The sequence below is a fragment of the Mycobacterium sp. NGS27 genome (genome assembly GCF_059813005.1).
In genome coordinates this window covers 372,040-389,804 of the sequence record NZ_JCALDT010000006.1, presented here as the reverse complement: position 1 = coordinate 389,804, position 17,765 = coordinate 372,040, and the positions used below count along the sequence as shown (strand labels likewise).

The following is a 17,765-nucleotide window of genomic DNA, read 5'->3' as shown; positions in this document are numbered from 1 at the left end:
CGATGTCGCGCTGGCTGATCACGGGGTGCTCCACCGGCTTCGGTCGCGAAATCGCGCGCGCCGCACTGCAAGCCGGCCACAGCGTGGCGGTGACCGCACGGCGGCCCGAGGCGGTGGCCGATATCCCCGACGAATTCGGCGACCGGGCCCTGCCCCTCGCGCTCGACGTGACCGACGCCGGCCAGATCACGGCGGCGGTGTCGGCGGCCGACGCGGCGTTCGGTGGTATCGACGTCCTGGTCAACAACGCCGGTCACGGCTATCTGTCCTCGGTGGAAGAGGGCGAGGACGCCGAGGTGCGAAAGCTGTTCGACGTGAACTACTTCGGGGCGGTCGACATGATCAAGGCGGTCCTGCCGGCCATGCGCGCCCGCGGGTCGGGGCACATCATCAACATCTCCTCGATGACGGGCCTGGTGGCCAACCCGCCCAACGCCTATTACTCGTCGACCAAGTTCGCGCTGGAGGCGGTGACCGAGGCGCTGGCCGCCGAGGTGCGCCCGCTGGGCATCAAGGTGACCGCCATCGAGCCGGGCGCGTTCCGCACCGATTGGGCGACGCGGTCGATGAAGGAGTCGGGCAGCCCGATCTCCGACTACGCCGACGTGGCCGCGCGCAAGGACCTGATCAAGCAGTTCGCCGATCATCTACCCGGTGATCCGAAAAAGGTGGCCGACGCGGTGCTGATGGTGACCACACTCGACGAGCCGCCACTGCGACTGCTGCTGGGCCGTGACGTGCTGAAGGCCATGCGGGACAAGATCACCGCGATGTCGGCGTCGATCGAGGAGTGGAAGGCCGTCACGAAAGACGTCAATTTCGCGGATTGACGGCGCTCAGTCCCGCACGACGAGGACCGTCTTGCCGGCGTGCCTGTCGGTGCCGCGACTCTCATACGCCTCGCGGCCCTCGTCGAGGCCGAACGTCTGGGCGATCGCGACGTGCAACCGGTCGCCGTCCACCAGCGCGGCCAGCTCGTCGAGCTGATCTCGATTCGGCGTGACGATGAAAAAGGTTGCGGTGACGCCGAACTCGTCGGCCCGGCCGTCCGGAGGCGGTGCGGGCAGGGTAACCAGCCGGCCCCCGCGGCGCAGCACGCCGAACGACCGCTCCAACATCTGGCCACCGACCGTGTCGATGACGACGTCGTAGCGGGCATCGGTCTCGTCGAATGCCTCGGCGCGCACGTCGATCACCCGGTGCGCGCCGCAGCCCCGCAGAAGATTGGCGGCGCCGCTGCGCACCGTCGCGGTCACCCGGACGCCCCGCAGCGCGGCCAGCTGAACCGTCAGCAGCCCCACTCCCCCGGCGCCCCCGTGCACCAGCACGGTCTCGCCCGGTTGCACGGCGGCGTGGTCGACCAGAGCCTGCAGGGCGGTCAGGCCGGCCAGCGGTAGCGCGGCGGCGACGACGTGCGACACCGTCGACGGCTTGCTGGCCAGGTCGGCCGCCGGTACGGCGACGAATTCGGCCGCCGCACCGTCGCGGTCGAACGCGATCAACCCGTACACCTCGTCGCCGGGCGCGAAATCCGTGACGTCGGCGGCGACTGCTTTGACGACGCCCGACACCTCGTGGGACGGGATCACCGGCAGGCGGCTGGCCCCGTCGCGGGTCCAGGTCTCCTCCCACGTCAGCTCGTCGAAGGTGATTCCCGCCGCGTGCACGGCGATCAAGGCTTCGCCCGCGGCCGGCACCGGGACCGGGGCACGTTCGAGCACCAGCTCCTCCGGGCCGCCCCGGCGGTGCGCCCGCAGCGCGGACATCTCAGTCATGGCAGGCGCCAATCGATCGCGTCGGCGCCCATCTCGGCCAGCAGTTCGTTGGCGCGGCTGAACGGGCGCGAACCGAAGAACCCGCGCGAGGCCGACAGCGGGGACGGATGGGGCGATTCGATGGCGACGCAATTCCCTTGGGCGAGAATCGGTTTGAGTGTCGAAGCGTCGCGGCCCCACAGGATGGCCACCAGGGGCCGCGACCGCTGCGTCAGCGCCCGGATAGCGCACTCGGTCACCGCCTCCCAGCCCTTGCCACGATGCGAAGCGGGATTGCTGGGGCGCACGGTGAGCACCCTGTTCAGCAGCAGCACGCCGCGCTGCGCCCAGGGCGTCAGGTCACCGCACGAGGGTTGCGGATGGCCCAGGTCCGCGCCGTACTCCTGAAAGATGTTGGCCAGACTGCGCGGCAACGGCCGCACCTCGGGGGCCACCGAAAAGCTCAGGCCCACAGCGTGTCCGGGCGTCGGGTACGGGTCTTGCCCGACGATCAGCACCCGGACGTCGTCAAAGGGATAGGTGAAGGCGCGCAACACATTCGGTCCGGCGGGCAAATACCTGCGCCCGGCCGCGATCTCGGCGCGCAAAAATTGCCCCATCTCGGCCACCTGGTCGGACACCGGCTGCAGCGCGCTCGCCCAACCGGGCTCCACCAGTTCACTCAGCGGACGCGCGGTCATCATCGGCTCTTCGCGATCGCGTAAACGGTCACCGCGTCACCCTAATACGATTGCCAGCCGGCGTAGCCGATCCACTCCTGATCGTCGACGAGCACCCGGGCCGGCCCGTCGAGAACCCGCCCGATGACGCGCCATCCGGCCGGCGCGGGACCGTCGAAACACGCCGCCAGGGCGTGGTCCTCGCCACCGCCCAGCACCCAGCGCCAGGGATCGGCGCCCACCGCGACCGCGGCGGCCCCAAGCGCATCGCGGTCCGCGGCCAGCGCCGCCGTGGACAGATCCATGCCGACCCCCGACGCCTGGGCGACATGACGCAGGTCGGCGACCAGGCCGTCGGAGATGTCGATCATCGCCTGCGCGCCCCCGGCCGCGGCCACCGCGCCCTGTCCGTAGGGGGGCTGCGGCACCAGATGCCGGCGCCGCAGCTCATCGAAGCCATCAATATCGTTGTGCCACAGGTCAAATCCCGCCGCCGACCGGCCCAGGTCACCGGCGACGGCGATCAGTGCACCGGGCTTCGCGCCCGACCGAAGCACCGGTGCGCGCCCGTCGGAGTCGCCCAGCACCGTCACCGAGATGACCCACTGCGGGCAGTGGACCAGGTCACCGCCGGCGATGCCGGCACCGATCCGTTGCGCCTCCTCCCACATTCCGTCGACCAGCGCGTCCACCTCCGCCGCCGGTGTATCACCGGGTGCGCCGAAGGCGACCACGAACGCCGTCGGCCGCCCACCCATCGCCTCGATGTCCGCGGCGTTCTGGGCAATGGCCTTGCGGCCGATGTCGTGCGGCGTCGACCAGTCCAGCCGGAAGTGCCGATCCTGCACGAGCATGTCGGTCGACACCAGCGCGTGGCCATCACCCGATGACACCAGCGCCGCGTCGTCACCCGGTCCGACCACGACCGCTGCGGGCTGCTCGCGCCCCCGCACCAGGCGATCGATCACGGCGAACTCGCCGAGTTGCCGCAGCGACGGCGACTCGCCCGCTTCGTCTTGCACGCCACCCACGATAGGGCTCGTGCCGTCGCTCAGACCGCGGCGGACGGGGCTACGCGGCCCTTATTCGCCCCGAGAATAAATTGGCACCTAAGTAAATGCGGGCGATAGTGGTTAGCAGAACAGGAGGTGCGCGGGCGGTGGCAACCGAATCGGACGCCGATGCCGGGCCGCCGCGCGCGCTGATCATCGTCGCGATCGCGCTGGCCGTCGCGACCATCGGCGTGATCCTGGCCATCGCGGCGACCCGCGAGGCGCCCCCGCGTTCGGTCGCGGTTCCCGCGGCCCCCGCGCCGCAGGCCGACGCGCCCGCATGCCGGGCGCTGATGGGCGCGCTGCCGCAACGGCTCGGGGATTACCAGCACGCGCCGCTCGAGCAGCCGGCCCCGCACGGCGTCGCCGCCTGGCGAAGCGGGCCGGACGGTGACCCGGTGGTGCTGCGTTGCGGCGTCGATCGCCCCGCCGAGTTCGTGCTGGGATCCCCGATCCAGGTCGTCGATCGGGTGCAGTGGTTCCAGGTGCGTTCCGAACAGCAATCCGCCGGCGATGCGGGCCGATCCACCTGGTACACGGTGGATCGCGGAGTCTATGTGGCGCTCACTCTGCCGGCCGGATCGGGACCGACGCCGATCCAGCGGCTCTCCGAGGCGATCGACCGCAGCATCCCGGCGGCGCCCATCGACCCCGGCCAGCCCCGCTAGGTGGTCAGCGCAGGCCTACTCCGCGGGCCAGCGCGGTCTGGACCATCGTCGCCAGCAACGTCGCGTAGTCCACGCCGCTGGCCGCCCACATCCTCGGGTACATCGAGATCGTGGTGAATCCCGGCATCGTGTTGATCTCGTTGAGCACCGGCCCGTCTTCGGTGAGGAAGAAATCCACCCGGGCCAGCCCTTGGCAGTCGATGGCCTTGAACGCCCGGACCGCCAATTGCCGCACGGTGTCGGCGATTTCGTCGTCCACCTTGGCGGGCACGTCCAATTCGGCCGCGTCGTCGAGGTATTTGGTCGAGAAGTCGTAGAACGAATCCTCGCGCCCGCGCACGCCGGCCACCCGTATCTCACCCAGCGTGCTGGCTTCCACTGTGCCATCGGGCATTTCGAGCACACCGCATTCCAGCTCACGACCGACGACGGCGGCCTCGACGATGACTTTCGGGTCATGCCGCCGGGCCATCGCGATGGCGCCGTCCAGCTGATCCCAGCTCGACACCCGGCTCACGCCGATCGAGGAACCGCCCCGGGCGGGTTTGACGAACACCGGCAGGCCCAGCCGCTCGCACTCGTCGGGGCGCAGCCCGGAGTGCGACGGGCGCAGCACCGCGTAGTCGCCGATCGGCAGTCCTTCGGCGGCGAACAGCTTTTTGGTGAACTCTTTGTCCATGCCCGCCGCGCTGGCGAGCACGCCGGCGCCCACGTAGGGCACACCGGCGAGTTCCAGCAGACCCTGAATGGTGCCGTCCTCGCCGTAGGGGCCGTGCAGCACCGGAAACACCACGTCGACCGACGCCAACACCTCACTGGCGCCGGGGGCGAGGGACACCAGTTGACCGCTGCGCACGGGATCGGCGGGCAGCGCCAATTCCGTTCCCGATGCGGCGGTCACCTCGGGCAGCTGCCGGTTGGTGATCGCCAGCGCGGCGGGGTCGCCGTCGGTGAGCACCCAGGAGCCCTCGGGAGTGATGCCGATCGCGAGCACCTCGAACCGCTCCGGGTCCAGGTTGCGCAGAATGCTGCCCGCCGAGACGCACGAGATGGCGTGCTCGTTGCTGCGCCCGCCGAAGACGACGGCGACGCGTACCCGCTGGCCTGAGCCGGGGTGCGGCGAGCGCTGGCTGGCATTCACAATCTCAAGAGGCTACCGGGTGGCGCCGGGCCCGGCCGGGTGGCGGGCCTTGCATGGCCTTCTCGTATGTCCTCATACGTCCGCGCGGTCTATTCGGGCTTGGTCCTGCGGCCCAGGAGCAGGGCCATCGCCTCGTCCACCGACAACCCCTTGTGGCACACGCGGTGCACGGCGTCGGTGAGGGGCATTTCGACGTCGTAACTGGCGGCCAGCGCCAGCACCGACTCGCAGGACGTCACACCCTCGACGACGTGCCCGTCGCCGCCGTCGGGCGTGCCGGCCAGCACCGACGAGATGGTCGCCCCCCGGCCGAGCCGTTCGCCCAGCGAACGGTTGCGCGATCGCGGTGAGCTGCAGGTCGCCACCAGGTCGCCCACTCCGGCCAGCCCCGCCAGGGTCGCGCCCTTGGCGCCCAGCGCAATCCCCAGCCGCATGATCTCGGCCAGGCCGCGGGTGATGATCGCCGCCGCGGTGTTCTCGCCGAGTCCGACCCCGACGGCCATCCCGCACGCCAGGGCGATGACGTTCTTGCAGGCCCCGCCGATCTCCGTGCCGACCACGTCGCTATTGGTGTACGGGCGGAAGTAGCCGCTGTTCAGCATGCGCTGCAGGGCCACGGCCCGCCCCGAGTCGCTGCACGCGATGACGGTGGCGGCGGGCTGGGATGCGGCGATTTCGCTGGCCAGGTTGGGTCCCGAGATCACCGCGACCTGAGACGGGTCGACGCCGACGACGGAGACGATGACCTGGCTCATCCGCATCAACGTGCCGAGCTCGATGCCCTTCGCCAGGCTGGCCAGGGTGGCGCCCTCCCGGATCAGCGGCGCCCAGCGCTCGAGGTTGCCGCGCATCGTCTGCGCGGGCACGCCCAGCAGTACGGTCGACGCGTCGCGCAGGGCTTCGGCGGCGTCGGCGGTGGCCCGGATGCCCGGCGGCAGCAACGTGCCGGGCAGGTAGTCGGCGTTGTATCGGGTGGAATTGATCTGCTCGGCGAGCTCGGGCCTGCGGGCCCACAGCGTGACCGACGTGTCCGGCCCCCCGGCGTCGAGCAGCACTTTGGCCAGCGCCGTGCCCCACGCCCCGGCACCCATGACCGCGACGGCGCCCGATGATGCGCTGGTCATGTGTGACCCCCTGTCCGTGGTCGGTGTCGCTCACGCGGCACGTGCAGCCGCTACACCCTAGATCACGGGCGTCACGCGAGCCAGCGCGTCCGGCGCACCGGTCGGCATCACGCCCCGTGACGGGCGATCCGCAGAGCGTCGCTGGCAGGATGACTTCTCATGAGCGGCATACGAGCCGACGGTGCGGCCCACGACGGCGGCGATGTGGCGCTGATCATCGCCGTCAAGCGGTTGGCCGCGGCCAAGACCAGGCTGGCCCCGGTGTTTTCGGCGCGCACGCGGGAAAGCGTCGTGCTCGCCATGCTGACGGACACCCTGACCGCCGCCGGACGGGTCAGGTCGCTGGGTTCGATCACCGTGATCACGCCCGATGACGGCGCGGCCGCGGCGGCCATCGATCTGGGAGCCGACGTGCTGGCCGACCCGACACCCGAGGGTCATCCCGATCCACTGAACAACGCCATCGCAAGCGCGGAACACGCGGTGGGCAGTGCTTTCACCAATATCGTTGTGCTGCAAGGGGATCTACCCGCACTGCAGACCCAGGAGCTGAACGAGGCGATCGCCGCCGCACGCCAGCACCGGCGTAGCTTCGTCGCCGACCGGCTGGCCACCGGCACCGCGGCGCTGTTCGCGTTCGGCAGCCCGCTCAACCCGCAGTTCGGCTCCGATTCCTCGGCGCGGCACCGCAGTTCGGGTGCGATCGAGCTCACCGGCGCCTGGCCCGGCCTGCGGTGTGACGTCGACACCCCCAACGATCTCGCCGCCGCCCGTCGCCTCGGGGTGGGGCCGGCCACCGCACGCGCGATCGCGGCGCACTGAATCGATCGGCAAATCTGTCCGGTGAGTAAACGTCATCCAAACGGCGAATGGATGTCCCTCGAGCGCCGGCCGCGGTGGTGGTGACCCGCTTCGCCCGGCTACGCCGCGCTCGCGATCACCACTGGCTCCGATGGTGGTGACCCGCTTCGCCCGGCTACGCCGCGCTCGCGATCACCACTGGCAGCACCCGCGCATGATGAGCAATGATCGCAGGGTGACTGAAATCGAAGCTGAGGCGCGACCCGACGAGAATTTGTGGCATTCGGGCGACTCGGCCGTGGCGGCACCACCGGCTGCGACCCAGGCCGCGCTGACCGATCTCCCGGACGATCGTTACCTCAACCGCGAACTGAGCTGGCTCGACTTCAACGCCCGCGTGCTCGCGCTGGCCGACGACAACTCGCTGCCGCTGCTGGAACGTGCCAAGTTCCTGGCGATCTTCGCCTCCAACCTCGACGAGTTCTACATGGTGCGCGTCGCCGGCCTCAAGCGCCGTGACGAGATGGGATTGTCGGTCCGCTCCGCCGACGGGCTGACGCCGCGAAAGCAACTCGCCCTCATCGGCGAACACACGCAGCGGATCGCGACCCGGCACGCGCGGGTGTTCCTCGATTCGGTGCGGCCCGCGCTCGCCGAGGAAGGCATTCACATCGTCACGTGGGCCGACCTCGATCAGCGCGAGCGCGACGAATTGTCCGCCTATTTCACCGAACAGGTCTTCCCTGTGTTGACGCCACTGGCCGTCGATCCCGCGCACCCGTTCCCGTTCGTCAGCGGGCTGAGCCTGAACCTGGCGGTCATGGTGCGTCAGCCCGAGGACGGCGGTCAGCACTTCGCGCGAGTCAAGGTGCCCAACAACGTCGATCGCTTCGTCGAGCTCGCGGCTATCGGCAGCGCCGACGACGGCGGGCGGACGATCGTCCGCTACCTGCCGATGGAGGAGCTGATCGCGGCGTTCCTTCCTCTTCTCTTCCCGGGCATGGAAATCGTGGAGCATCACGCGTTTCGCATCACCCGCAACGCCGATATGGAAGTCGAAGAAGACCGCGATGAGGATCTGCTGCAGGCGCTGGAGCGGGAATTGGCGCGCCGGCGGTTCGGTCCGCCGGTGCGACTCGAAATCGCCGACGACATGACCGAGGGCATGCTGGAACTGCTGCTGCGCGAACTCGATGTGCATCCCGGTGACGTCATCGAAGTCCCCGGCCTGCTCGACCTTTCGTCGCTGTGGCAGATCTACGGCCTGGACCGGCCGGCACTCAAGGACCCGGCGTTCGTCCCTGACACCCACCCCGCGTTCGCGGATCGCGAATCTCCCAAGAGCATTTTCGCGACGCTGCGCGAGGGCGACGTCCTGGTGCACCACCCGTACGACTCTTTCTCCACCAGCGTGCAGCGCTTCATCCAGCAGGCCGCCGCGGACCCGAATGTGCTGGCGATCAAACAAACGCTGTACCGCACCTCCGGTGATTCGCCGATCGTGCGGGCGCTGATCGAAGCGGCCGAGGCCGGAAAGCAGGCCGTCGCACTCGTCGAGATCAAGGCGCGTTTCGACGAACAGGCCAACATCCGCTGGGCGCGCGCACTCGAGCAGGCGGGCGTGCATGTGGTCTACGGGCTGGTCGGCCTCAAGACGCACTGCAAGACTTGCCTGGTGGTGCGTCGCGAAGGTTCGGCCATCCGGCGGTACTGCCACATCGGAACCGGCAACTACAACAGCAAAACCGCCCGCCTGTACGAGGATGTCGGCCTGCTGACGGCGAACCCCGATATCGGCGCGGACCTCACCGATTTGTTCAATTCGCTTACCGGCTATTCGCGTAAGGTCTCCTATCGCAATCTGCTGGTGGCACCGCATGGAATTCGGGCCGGCATCATCGAACGTGTCGAACGCGAGATCGAAGCGCACCGCGAGCGCGGAAACGGACGCATTCGCCTGAAGATGAACGCGCTCGTCGACGAGCAGGTGATCGATGCGCTCTACCGGGCCTCGCAGGCCGGGGTGCGGGTCGAGGTCGTGGTGCGCGGCATCTGCGCGCTGCGCCCCGGCGCCGAAGGGTATTCCGAAAACGTCTTCGTCCGCTCGATTCTCGGCCGTTTCCTGGAGCACTCGCGGATCATCCATTTCCGCAACATCAACGAGTTCTGGATCGGCAGCGCCGACATGATGCACCGCAACCTCGATCGGCGCGTGGAGGTGCTGGCTCAGGTCAAGGACCCCAAGCTCACCGCGCAGCTTGACGAATTGTTCGAATCCGCACTGGATCCGTCGACCCGGTGCTGGGAATTGGGGCCCGACGGGCAATGGACCCCGTCGCCACAAGAAGGCGAGAGCGTGCGCGACCACCAAGTATCGTTGATGGAGCGCCATCGCAGCCCCTAGCTCTGTGCGGTTGATTTCCGGTCGTTTCTCCCGGCCGCATCCTGACCATGTGTGCGGCTCTGAAGTGAATTGATCTGCAGGAGTTGAGGTGCCGACCCAGAATTCCTCCGCCGCACGGCGCTCTGGAAGCCGAGTCGTCTACGCCGCCGGTGCGGTGCTGTGGCGGCCGGGCGATGGTGATGCGGGCGACCGCGACATCGAAATCGCCGTCATTCACCGTCCCCGGTATGACGACTGGTCACTGCCCAAGGGCAAGGTTGACCCCGGCGAGACGGCGCCGGTGACGGCGGTGCGCGAGGTGCACGAGGAGACGGGTCAGCACGCCGTCCTCGGCAGGCGGCTCGACTTGGTGAGTTACCCGATCGACCAGGGCGTCAAAAAGGTCTGCTACTGGGCGGCGCGCTCCACCGGCGGGGACTTCGCTCCCGGCAACGAGGTGGACGGATTGCTGTGGCTGCCGATCGCCGAGGCGATGCAGAAGCTGGATTACGCGCAAGACCGAAAAGTGCTGCGCCACTTCAACAAGAAGCCCGCCGACACGCATACCCTATTGGTGGTCCGGCACGGCACGGCCGGCCGCAAATCGCGTTTCTCCGGCGACGACGCCAAGCGGCCGCTGGACAAGCGTGGACGTGCGCAGGCCGAGGCGCTGGTGCCGCAGCTGCTCGCCTTCGGCGCGTCGCAGGTGCATGCGGCCGACCGCGTTCGCTGCCACCAGACCGTGGAACCGCTTGCCGAGGATCTGGACGTACCCGTGCACAACGAGCCCACCCTTACCGAAGAGGCCTATGCCAAGAACGCGAAACGCGGACGCCACCGGATGCTGGATATCGCCGAGCAGCAAGGCACCCGCGTTGTCTGCACTCAGGGCAAGGTGATTCCGGATTTGATCGAGTGGTGGTGTCAGCGCGATGGCGTGCGGCCCGACAAATCGCGCAACCACAAGGGCAGCACCTGGGTGCTGTCGCTGTCAGACGGACGGTTGGTGGCTGCCGACCACATCGGCGGCGCGCTGGCGGCCGACGTTCGGGCCTGACGCGATGGCGGCAACCCGCTAACGCACGAATACCCTTCGGGGGCTTCAATGCCGCCCGAAGGGTACTCGTGTCTAGAACTTGACTCCGCTACTTGCGACCGCGACGGGCGGTCGTCTTCTTTGCGGCCGCCTTGCGGGCGGGAGCCTTGCTCGCAGCCTTGCGGGCCGGAGCCTTGGTCGCGGCCTTCTTGGCCGGGGCCTTCTTGGCGGCAGTCTTCTTGGCCGGAGCCTTGGTCGCCGCCTTACGAACTGGAGCCTTCTTGGCCGCAGTCTTCTTGGCGGGAGCCTTGGTCGCGGCCTTGCGGGCCGGAGCCTTCTTGGCCGCGGTCTTCTTGGCTGCGGTCTTCTTGGCCGCGGTCTTCTTGGCGGGCGCCTTCTTCGCGGCGGTCTTCTTGGCCGCGCCGCTACCCCCTACGACACCGCGCTTGACGGCGGGGCCGTCCGACGGGAGGCGCTGTGCGCCAGACACAACCGCTTTGAACTGTGCACCGGGGCGGAACGCCGGGACGGACGTCGGCTTCACCTTCACCGTCTCACCGGTCCGCGGGTTGCGGGCCACCCGTGCTGCGCGGCGGCGCTGCTCGAACACACCGAACCCGGTGATGGTGACGCTGTCGCCCTTGTGTACCGCACGCACAATGGTGTCGACGACGTTCTCGACCGCTGCGGTCGCCTGTCGACGGTCCGTGTTCAATTTAGTTGTGAGCACATCAATGAGCTCTGCCTTGTTCATCAATCCCTCCGACGCTAGTGGTCCTCGATTTGAACCGACTAGTGGACACGGTAAACCCTCACCCAGCAAATTTCCAAGAGCCACGCGCAATTTCAAGGCAAAGCGTGCGACGTTTTCGCAATCCGGTTGCCGCCCTTGACCGGTGGAGGGTGCTGAAAATCGGCTCGGTTTAGTTAGCCGATCAAGCAGAAAATCGGCTTCACCCAGCCGTTGAAGAGGTGGGCAGAGTGCGCGGTTTCCAGTCCGGATATGCCGCCTCGAAAGCTTGTATCTCATCGAGTTTCCGCAGCGTAAGGGCTATATCGTCAAGGCCCTCGAGCAGTCGCCATGCGGTATGGTCGTCAATCTTGAACGGCAGCACCGTCGTTCCCGCGGTGATATTTCGATCTTGAAGATTGACAGTGATTTCCAGTCCCGGGCTTTCCTCGATGAGCTTCCAGAGCAGTTCCACGCCGTCCTGAGAGACTTCGGCCGCCAGCAGCCCCGCCTTGCCGGCGTTGCCCCGGAAGATGTCACCGAATCGAGACGAGATGACCACCCGGAACCCGTAGTCCATCAGCGCCCACACCGCGTGCTCTCGCGACGATCCCGTCCCGAAATCGGGTCCCGCCACTAGCACCGAGCCGCGGTCAAAGGGGCTGAGATTTAGCACGAATGACGGATCCGACCGCCAGCTGGCGAACAGTCCGTCCTCGAAACCGGTTCGGGTGACACGCTTCAAATACACCGCCGGAATGATCTGATCGGTGTCGACATTGGAGCGCCGTAGCGGCACACCGATACCGGTGTGGGTGCGAAATGCTTCCATGCTCATCCCTTCAGAGTTCGAATTCGTCAGCTCAAATCGGCTGGAGCGGACAATCTGCCGCGTACCGCCGTCGCTGCCGCTACCGCCGGAGACACCAGATGCGTGCGACCGCCTTTACCCTGCCGCCCTTCGAAGTTGCGGTTGGATGTCGCGGCGCACCGCTCCCCCGGCGCAAGCTGGTCGGGATTCATCCCCAGGCACATCGAGCAGCCCGCTTGGCGCCATTCGGCGCCCGCGGCGGTGAAAACCTCACCCAGCCCTTCGGCTTCGGCCTGCGCACGCACGCGCATCGAGCCCGGCACGACGAGCATCCGCACCCCCGACGCGATCTTGCGGCCGCGCAGCACGTCGGCGACGACCCGCAGATCCTCGATACGACCGTTGGTACAAGAGCCCACGAACACCGTGTCAACGGCGACGTCACGCATCGGCGTGCCTGGTCGAAGGTCCATATATGCCAACGCTTTCTCAGCCGCCTGACGCTGCGCGTCGTCGGTCATCAGCTCGGGGTCCGGCACGGCGCCGGCCAACGGCACACCCTGGCCGGGGTTGGTGCCCCACGTCACGAACGGGCTCAGCGACGCGGCGTCGAGATAGACCTCGGTGTCGAATTCGGCGCCGGGGTCGGTGTGCAGCTGCCGCCAATAGCTCATCGCCGCATCCCATTGCGCCCCCTGCGGGGCGTGCGGGCGGTCACGCAGGAATTCAAACGTGGTTTCGTCCGGAGCCACCATTCCCGCCCGAGCACCCGCTTCGATGCTCATATTGCAGACGGTCATCCGTCCTTCCATCGACAGCGATTCGATGGCGCTGCCTCGATATTCGATGACGTGCCCCTGCCCACCGCCGGTACCGATCTTGGCGATCAGGGCGAGGATGATGTCCTTGGCCGTCACACCGGCGGGCAGCTGCCCGTCGACATTGACCGCCATCGTCTTGAACGGCCGCAGCGGCAGCGTCTGGGTGGCCAGCACGTGCTCGACCTCCGAAGTGCCAATTCCCATGGCCAGCGCGCCGAATGCGCCGTGCGTCGAGGTGTGGCTATCGCCACACACGACCGTCATTCCGGGCTGCGTGAGCCCCAGCTGCGGCCCGACCACATGCACGATCCCCTGCTCGACGTTGCCCATGGGATATAGCCGCACACCGAATTCGGCACAATTTCGGCGCAATGTCTCGACCTGGGTCCGCGACACCGGGTCGGCGATCGGCTTGTCGATATCGGTGGTCGGAACGTTGTGATCCTCGGTGGCCAGCGTCAAGTCGGGGCGGCGCACCGGCCGGCCGGCCAGGCGCAGGCCGTCGAAAGCCTGCGGGCTGGTGACCTCGTGCACCAGATGCAGATCGATGTAGATCAAGTCCGGCTCGCTGGCACCACCGGATACCACAACGTGGTCATCCCATACTTTTTCGGCCAGAGTGCGCGGTTTGGTGGCGACCCCGGCCGCCCCTTGGTCGATTCCCATATCGAACTCGCCTCAATTCGCCTCGGTAGCGGCTCGCCGATCATTCGGACTGTGATCTCAGAATGCGAGACGCTAGTATCTCCTTGTGAGACACCATAGCGGTATCGGCGTCCTGGACAAAGCCGTGGAAATCCTGCACACGATCTCTCAATCGCCCTGTGGGTTGGCCGAACTGTGTGAGCGGACCTCGCTACCGCGCGCCACCGCGTACCGGCTGGCCGCCGCCCTCGAAGTCCATCGCCTGCTGGCACGCGACGACGAGGGACGCTGGCTGCTCGGTCCGGCCGTCACCGAACTGGCGGCCCACGTCAACGATCCCCTGCTGACGGCCAGCGCCGCGGTGCTCCCGATGTTGCGCGAAACGACCGGGGAGAGCGTGCAGCTGTACCGTCGCGAGGGCACCGACCGCGTCTGCGTGGCCGCACTGGAACCCGCTGCGGGCCTTCGCGATACGGTTCCCATCGGGGCGCGATTGCCGATGACGGCCGGGTCGGGCGCCAAAGTGCTACTGGCCCATAGCGACGTGGCCACCCAGAAGGCGGTGCTCGCGAGGGCGAAATTCACCGAACGAACGCTGGCCGAGGTGCGGCGGCGGGGCTGGGCTCAAAGCGTGGCCGAGCGCGAGCCGGGCGTGGCGAGTGTGTCGGCGCCGGTGCGCGATAGCCGCGGCGCCGTCGTCGCGGCCATCTCGGTCTCGGGCCCCATCGACCGGATCGGCCGGCGCCCCGGGGCACGCTGGGCCGCTGATCTGCTCTCTGCCGCCGAAGCTCTCACCCGCCGCCTCTGAGCCACCGGCGGGCGTGCGTCCAGGGCGGCGTAATCGGGAATTCGTCGCCCTCGACGCACGCTCAACGCCACCAATGCACAGTCACCGCAACCCGCCTGACAGACTGGCCGGCATGGGAACCAATCAGCGCGCGAGCATCGTCATGTCCGAAGACGAGATCGCCGACTTCGTCGTGAAAAGCCGCACCGGCACGCTGGCCACCGTCGGCGCCGACGGCCAGCCCCACCTGACCGCCATGTGGTATGCCGTCGTCGACGGCGAGATCTGGCTGGAGACCAAGGCCAAGTCGCAGAAGGCGATCAACCTCAAGCGCGATCCGCGCGTGAGCTTTCTGATCGAGGACGGCCACACCTACGACACGCTGCGCGGGGTGTCCTTCGAGGGCGTCGCCGAGATCGTCGACGATCCCGACGTCTCACATCGCGTGGGAGTCAGCGTCTGGGAGCGCTACACCGGCCCCTACAGCGACGACATGAAACCGTTTGTCGAGCAGATGATGAACAAGCGGGTGTGCGTTCGCATTGTGGCCCGCCGGGCTCGTTCGTGGGATCACCGCAAACTGGGCTTGCCGGCCATGCCGGTCGGCGGATCGACCGCACCGGCAGTCCTGGGGACCGACCAGTAGCTGCGATGTTTGTAGCCCCGATGGGATTCGAACCCACGCTACCGCCGTGAGAGGGCGGCGTCCTAGGCCGCTAGACGACGGGGCCAGAAACGATCCGAGCAGTCAGCATAGCTCACCCCGCTAAGCCCACCTAATCGCTTGAGGCGGAGAAAATTTTGCTGGGGTACCAGGACTCGAACCTAGAATGGCTGAACCAGAATCAGCTGTGTTGCCAATTACACCATACCCCATTGGCTGCCTAAAACCGCTGGTCAGCGTCGATTGCGGGCTTTCATAAGCTCTTTGGAGTCCGCCGCCGCCAGCCGTCATCGGCCTTTCATAAACCGCAGTGCAGACTACCAAAGTCTCGACGGGCACTCCGCACGCGCGGTCTCGGTCACTCGAGCGGGGTCTGCCCGGCCGTCTCACGCGCCGCCCGCAGTCGCCGCATGCTACGGCCGCGGCCCAGCAGCTCCAGCGACTCGAACAACGGCGGGCTGATGGTCGTTCCGGTCGCACCCACCCTGATCGGACCGAACGCCTTGCGCGGCTTGAGGCCCAGGTCGTCGATGAGCGCGGCCTTCAGCGCGGCTTCGATCTGCGGCGCCGTCCAGTCGGCCACCGCCTCCAGCGCGGGCAGCGCCGCGTCCAGCACCGCGGCGCCGTCGGCTCCCAGCTCTTTGGCGGCGGCCTTGGGGTCGAGCGCGTACTCGTCGTCGTTGAGGAACTTCAGCAGTTCCCATGCGTCACCGAGCACCACGATCCGGGTCTGCACCAGCTCCGCGGCGGTGGCGAAGCTGGCGTCGTCCAGCTCGAGGCGATGACCGTGCGCACTGAGATAGTCGCGCAGCCTGACGGCGAAGTCGTCGACCGCCAGCATCCGGATGTGCTCGGCGTTGAGCGCGTCGGCCTTCTTCTGGTCGAAGCGGGCGGGATTGGAGTTGACGTTGACCACATCGAACGCGGCCACCATCTCGCCGAGACTGAACACGTCGTGGTCGTCGGCGATGGCCCAGCCGAGCAACGCGAGATAGTTGAGCAGCCCTTCCGGGATGAAGCCCCGGTCGCGGTGAGCGAACAGGTTCGACTGCGGGTCGCGCTTGGAGAGTTTTTTGGTTCCCTCGCCCAATACCGTTGGGAGGTGCGCGAACTGCGGAGTGCGCTCGGCCACGCCGATCCGGATAAGCGCCCGGTACAGCGCCAGCTGCCGCGGCGTCGACGGCAGCAGATCCTCGCCGCGCAGAACATGGGTGATCTTCATCAGCGCGTCATCGCACGGGTTGACCAAGGTGTACAACGGATCTCCGTTGGCGCGGGTCAACGCGAAATCGGGCACGGACCCGGCGGCGAAGCTCGTGGCGCCGCGAACCAGGTCGTCCCACGCGAGGTCTTCGTCGGGCATCCGCAGCCGCACGACGGGTTTGCGGCCCTCGGCCAGGAACGCGGCACGCTGGGAATCGGTCAGCTGCCGATCGAAATTGTCGTAGCCCAGCTTGGGATTACGGCCGGCGGCGACGTGGCGCGCCTCGACCTCCTCCGGCGTCGAGAAGGCGTAGTAGGCCTCCCCCGCTTCGAGCAGCTTGGCCACGACATCGTGATAGATCTCACTGCGCAGTGACTGGCGGTAGGGGCCATAGGGTCCGCCGACCTCTGGTCCCTCGTCCCAATCCAGGCCCAGCCAGCGCAGCGCGTCCAGCAGCGCCAGATAGCTTTCCTCGCTGTCGCGCTGCGCATCGGTGTCCTCGATGCGAAAGACGAAGGTGCCCCCGGTGTGTCGGGCGTAGGCCCAATTGAACAGCGCGGTGCGGACCATTCCGACGTGCGGCGTGCCGGTTGGCGAGGGACAGAATCGAACGCGGACGTGGGCTGGGGCAGTCACGATTTTCCTTTGCGGACCACGGGATTGGTGAGGGTGCCGATGCCCTCGATGGTGATGGAGACGCTGTCGCCGTCCTCGATGGGACCGACACCCGCGGGTGTCCCGGTGAGGATGATGTCGCCCGGCAGCAAGGTCATCACGGCCGAGATCCACTCCACGATCGACCCGATGTCGTGAATCAGCAGTGAGGTGCGGCTGCGCTGCTTGACGTCGCCGTTGACCTCGGTGCGCAATTCGAGATCGCCCGGGTCCAGCGGTTTGAGATCGGTGACGATCCACGGCCCCACCGGGCAGAAGGTGTCATGCCCTTTGGCCCTGGTCCACTGGCCATCGGATTTTTGTTGATCGCGCGCCGACACGTCGTTGCCGATGGTGTAGCCGAGGATGTTCTCCGCCGCCTGCGCGGCCGAGACGTCCTTGCAGGGCCGGCCGATGACCACCGCCAGCTCGCCCTCGAAGTGCACCGGTGATGCGTTGGCGGGCAAGCGAATAGGCACGTTCGGCCCGATGATCGCGGTGTTGGGTTTGAGGAAGATCACCGGATCCACCGGGGCCGGCCCGGTCATGTCCTTCATTTCGGCGATGTGATCGGCGTAGTTCTTCCCCACGCACACCACCTTGCTGGCCAGTATCGGGGCGAGCAGCCGGACGTCGGCCAGCGGCCATGATCGGCCGGTGAAGTTCGGCGTGCCGAATGGATGCTCGGCGATCTCGCGCGCGATCATCTCGGCGGGGTCGTCGAGTTCGCCTTCGATACTCACGAAGGCGACACCGTCCGGGCTGGCGATTCGACCAAGGCGCATTCGGTTGAGCCTAGTGACGGTCGCG

The 17,765-nt window shown here is 67.5% G+C and carries 17 protein-coding genes and 2 tRNA genes; 7 read left to right on the top strand and 12 right to left on the bottom strand.

The genetic code is table 11. The annotated features are described in order from the left end of the window. Nucleotides 1-2 precede the first annotated feature (2 nt). Nucleotides 3-830, top strand: a complete 828-nt coding sequence (locus tag AC5Y30_RS18915; RefSeq protein WP_499920175.1) for an oxidoreductase — start codon at nucleotides 3-5, stop codon at nucleotides 828-830. 6 nt (nucleotides 831-836) lie between these two features. Here the strand turns inward: AC5Y30_RS18915 and AC5Y30_RS18910 are convergent, their stop codons facing one another. From AC5Y30_RS18910 to AC5Y30_RS18900, 3 genes are read right to left on the bottom strand one after another with little or no spacing between them, the layout of a single operon-like run. After that, the gene (locus tag AC5Y30_RS18910; RefSeq protein ID WP_499920237.1) at nucleotides 837-1,766 is read right to left on the bottom strand and encodes an NADP-dependent oxidoreductase; all 930 of its coding nucleotides are present in this window, start codon (nucleotides 1,764-1,766) and stop codon (nucleotides 837-839) included. A 5-nt stretch (nucleotides 1,767-1,771) separates the two neighbouring features. Then, nucleotides 1,772-2,455: a uracil-DNA glycosylase gene (locus AC5Y30_RS18905; protein WP_499920174.1), complete on the bottom strand. Its 684-nt coding sequence runs from the start codon at nucleotides 2,453-2,455 to the stop codon at nucleotides 1,772-1,774. 41 nt (nucleotides 2,456-2,496) lie between these two features. Beyond that, nucleotides 2,497-3,465 carry a thiamine-phosphate kinase gene (locus AC5Y30_RS18900; protein ID WP_499920173.1) on the bottom strand — a complete coding sequence of 323 codons (969 nt, stop codon included), beginning with the start codon at nucleotides 3,463-3,465 and terminating at the stop codon, nucleotides 2,497-2,499. Nucleotides 3,466-3,593: 128 nt separating this feature from the next. Here AC5Y30_RS18900 and AC5Y30_RS18895 point away from each other — a divergent pair, with 128 nt between their 5' ends. Beyond that, nucleotides 3,594-4,154, top strand: a complete 561-nt coding sequence (locus AC5Y30_RS18895) for a DUF3515 domain-containing protein (protein WP_499920172.1) — start codon at nucleotides 3,594-3,596, stop codon at nucleotides 4,152-4,154. Nucleotides 4,155-4,158: 4 nt separating this feature from the next. Here AC5Y30_RS18895 and AC5Y30_RS18890 read toward each other — a convergent pair whose 3' ends face one another. Then, nucleotides 4,159-5,295: a D-alanine--D-alanine ligase family protein gene (locus tag AC5Y30_RS18890; RefSeq protein WP_499920171.1), complete on the bottom strand. Its 1,137-nt coding sequence runs from the start codon at nucleotides 5,293-5,295 to the stop codon at nucleotides 4,159-4,161. Nucleotides 5,296-5,384: 89 nt separating this feature from the next. Beyond that, nucleotides 5,385-6,419 (bottom strand): NAD(P)H-dependent glycerol-3-phosphate dehydrogenase, encoded by a 1,035-nt coding sequence (locus AC5Y30_RS18885; protein ID WP_499920170.1) that lies wholly within the window; start codon nucleotides 6,417-6,419, stop codon nucleotides 5,385-5,387. A 159-nt stretch (nucleotides 6,420-6,578) separates the two neighbouring features. Between AC5Y30_RS18885 and cofC the strand changes: the two genes are divergently transcribed. The 3 genes from cofC (at nucleotide 6,579) to mutT1 (ending at nucleotide 10,660) form a co-directional block, all read left to right on the top strand. After that, the gene (gene cofC, locus AC5Y30_RS18880) at nucleotides 6,579-7,241 is read left to right on the top strand and encodes a 2-phospho-L-lactate guanylyltransferase (protein WP_499920169.1); all 663 of its coding nucleotides are present in this window, start codon (nucleotides 6,579-6,581) and stop codon (nucleotides 7,239-7,241) included. Nucleotides 7,242-7,434: 193 nt separating this feature from the next. Next, nucleotides 7,435-9,624, top strand: coding sequence for an RNA degradosome polyphosphate kinase (locus tag AC5Y30_RS18875; protein ID WP_499920236.1), 2,190 nt, complete (start codon nucleotides 7,435-7,437; stop codon nucleotides 9,622-9,624). Nucleotides 9,625-9,712: 88 nt separating this feature from the next. Next, complete coding sequence (gene mutT1, locus AC5Y30_RS18870) at nucleotides 9,713-10,660, top strand: 8-oxo-(d)GTP phosphatase MutT1 (RefSeq protein ID WP_499920168.1); 948 nt, start codon at nucleotides 9,713-9,715, stop codon at nucleotides 10,658-10,660. A gap of 88 nt (nucleotides 10,661-10,748) precedes the next feature. Here mutT1 and AC5Y30_RS18865 read toward each other — a convergent pair whose 3' ends face one another. From AC5Y30_RS18865 to leuC, 3 genes are all read right to left on the bottom strand, one after another. Continuing rightward, nucleotides 10,749-11,393 (bottom strand): HU family DNA-binding protein, encoded by a 645-nt coding sequence (locus AC5Y30_RS18865; RefSeq protein WP_499920167.1) that lies wholly within the window; start codon nucleotides 11,391-11,393, stop codon nucleotides 10,749-10,751. A gap of 199 nt (nucleotides 11,394-11,592) precedes the next feature. After that, nucleotides 11,593-12,201 carry a 3-isopropylmalate dehydratase small subunit gene (leuD, locus tag AC5Y30_RS18860; protein ID WP_499920235.1) on the bottom strand — a complete coding sequence of 203 codons (609 nt, stop codon included), beginning with the start codon at nucleotides 12,199-12,201 and terminating at the stop codon, nucleotides 11,593-11,595. A gap of 26 nt (nucleotides 12,202-12,227) precedes the next feature. Next, on the bottom strand, nucleotides 12,228-13,667 hold the full coding sequence (gene leuC, locus AC5Y30_RS18855; protein ID WP_499920166.1) for a 3-isopropylmalate dehydratase large subunit: 1,440 nt from the start codon (nucleotides 13,665-13,667) through the stop codon (nucleotides 12,228-12,230). An 85-nt stretch (nucleotides 13,668-13,752) separates the two neighbouring features. On the opposite strand from leuC, the gene AC5Y30_RS18850 reads away from it, so the two are divergent. After that, the gene (locus AC5Y30_RS18850; RefSeq protein ID WP_499920165.1) at nucleotides 13,753-14,454 is read left to right on the top strand and encodes an IclR family transcriptional regulator; all 702 of its coding nucleotides are present in this window, start codon (nucleotides 13,753-13,755) and stop codon (nucleotides 14,452-14,454) included. Nucleotides 14,455-14,566: 112 nt separating this feature from the next. Further along, complete coding sequence (locus AC5Y30_RS18845; protein ID WP_499920164.1) at nucleotides 14,567-15,079, top strand: pyridoxamine 5'-phosphate oxidase family protein; 513 nt, start codon at nucleotides 14,567-14,569, stop codon at nucleotides 15,077-15,079. Between the two features lie 12 nt (nucleotides 15,080-15,091). Here the strand turns inward: AC5Y30_RS18845 and AC5Y30_RS18840 are convergent. From AC5Y30_RS18840 to AC5Y30_RS18825, 4 genes are all read right to left on the bottom strand, one after another. Next, nucleotides 15,092-15,164, bottom strand: a tRNA-Glu gene (locus AC5Y30_RS18840). Nucleotides 15,165-15,237: 73 nt separating this feature from the next. Continuing rightward, nucleotides 15,238-15,309: transfer RNA gene (locus AC5Y30_RS18835), tRNA-Gln, on the bottom strand. A 146-nt stretch (nucleotides 15,310-15,455) separates the two neighbouring features. Then, nucleotides 15,456-16,937, bottom strand: coding sequence for a glutamate--tRNA ligase (gltX, locus tag AC5Y30_RS18830; protein ID WP_499920163.1), 1,482 nt, complete (start codon nucleotides 16,935-16,937; stop codon nucleotides 15,456-15,458). Further along, nucleotides 16,934-17,740: a fumarylacetoacetate hydrolase family protein gene (locus tag AC5Y30_RS18825; protein ID WP_499920162.1), complete on the bottom strand. Its 807-nt coding sequence runs from the start codon at nucleotides 17,738-17,740 to the stop codon at nucleotides 16,934-16,936. The genes gltX and AC5Y30_RS18825 overlap by 4 nt, the downstream gene beginning before the upstream one ends. Nucleotides 17,741-17,765 lie beyond the last annotated feature (25 nt).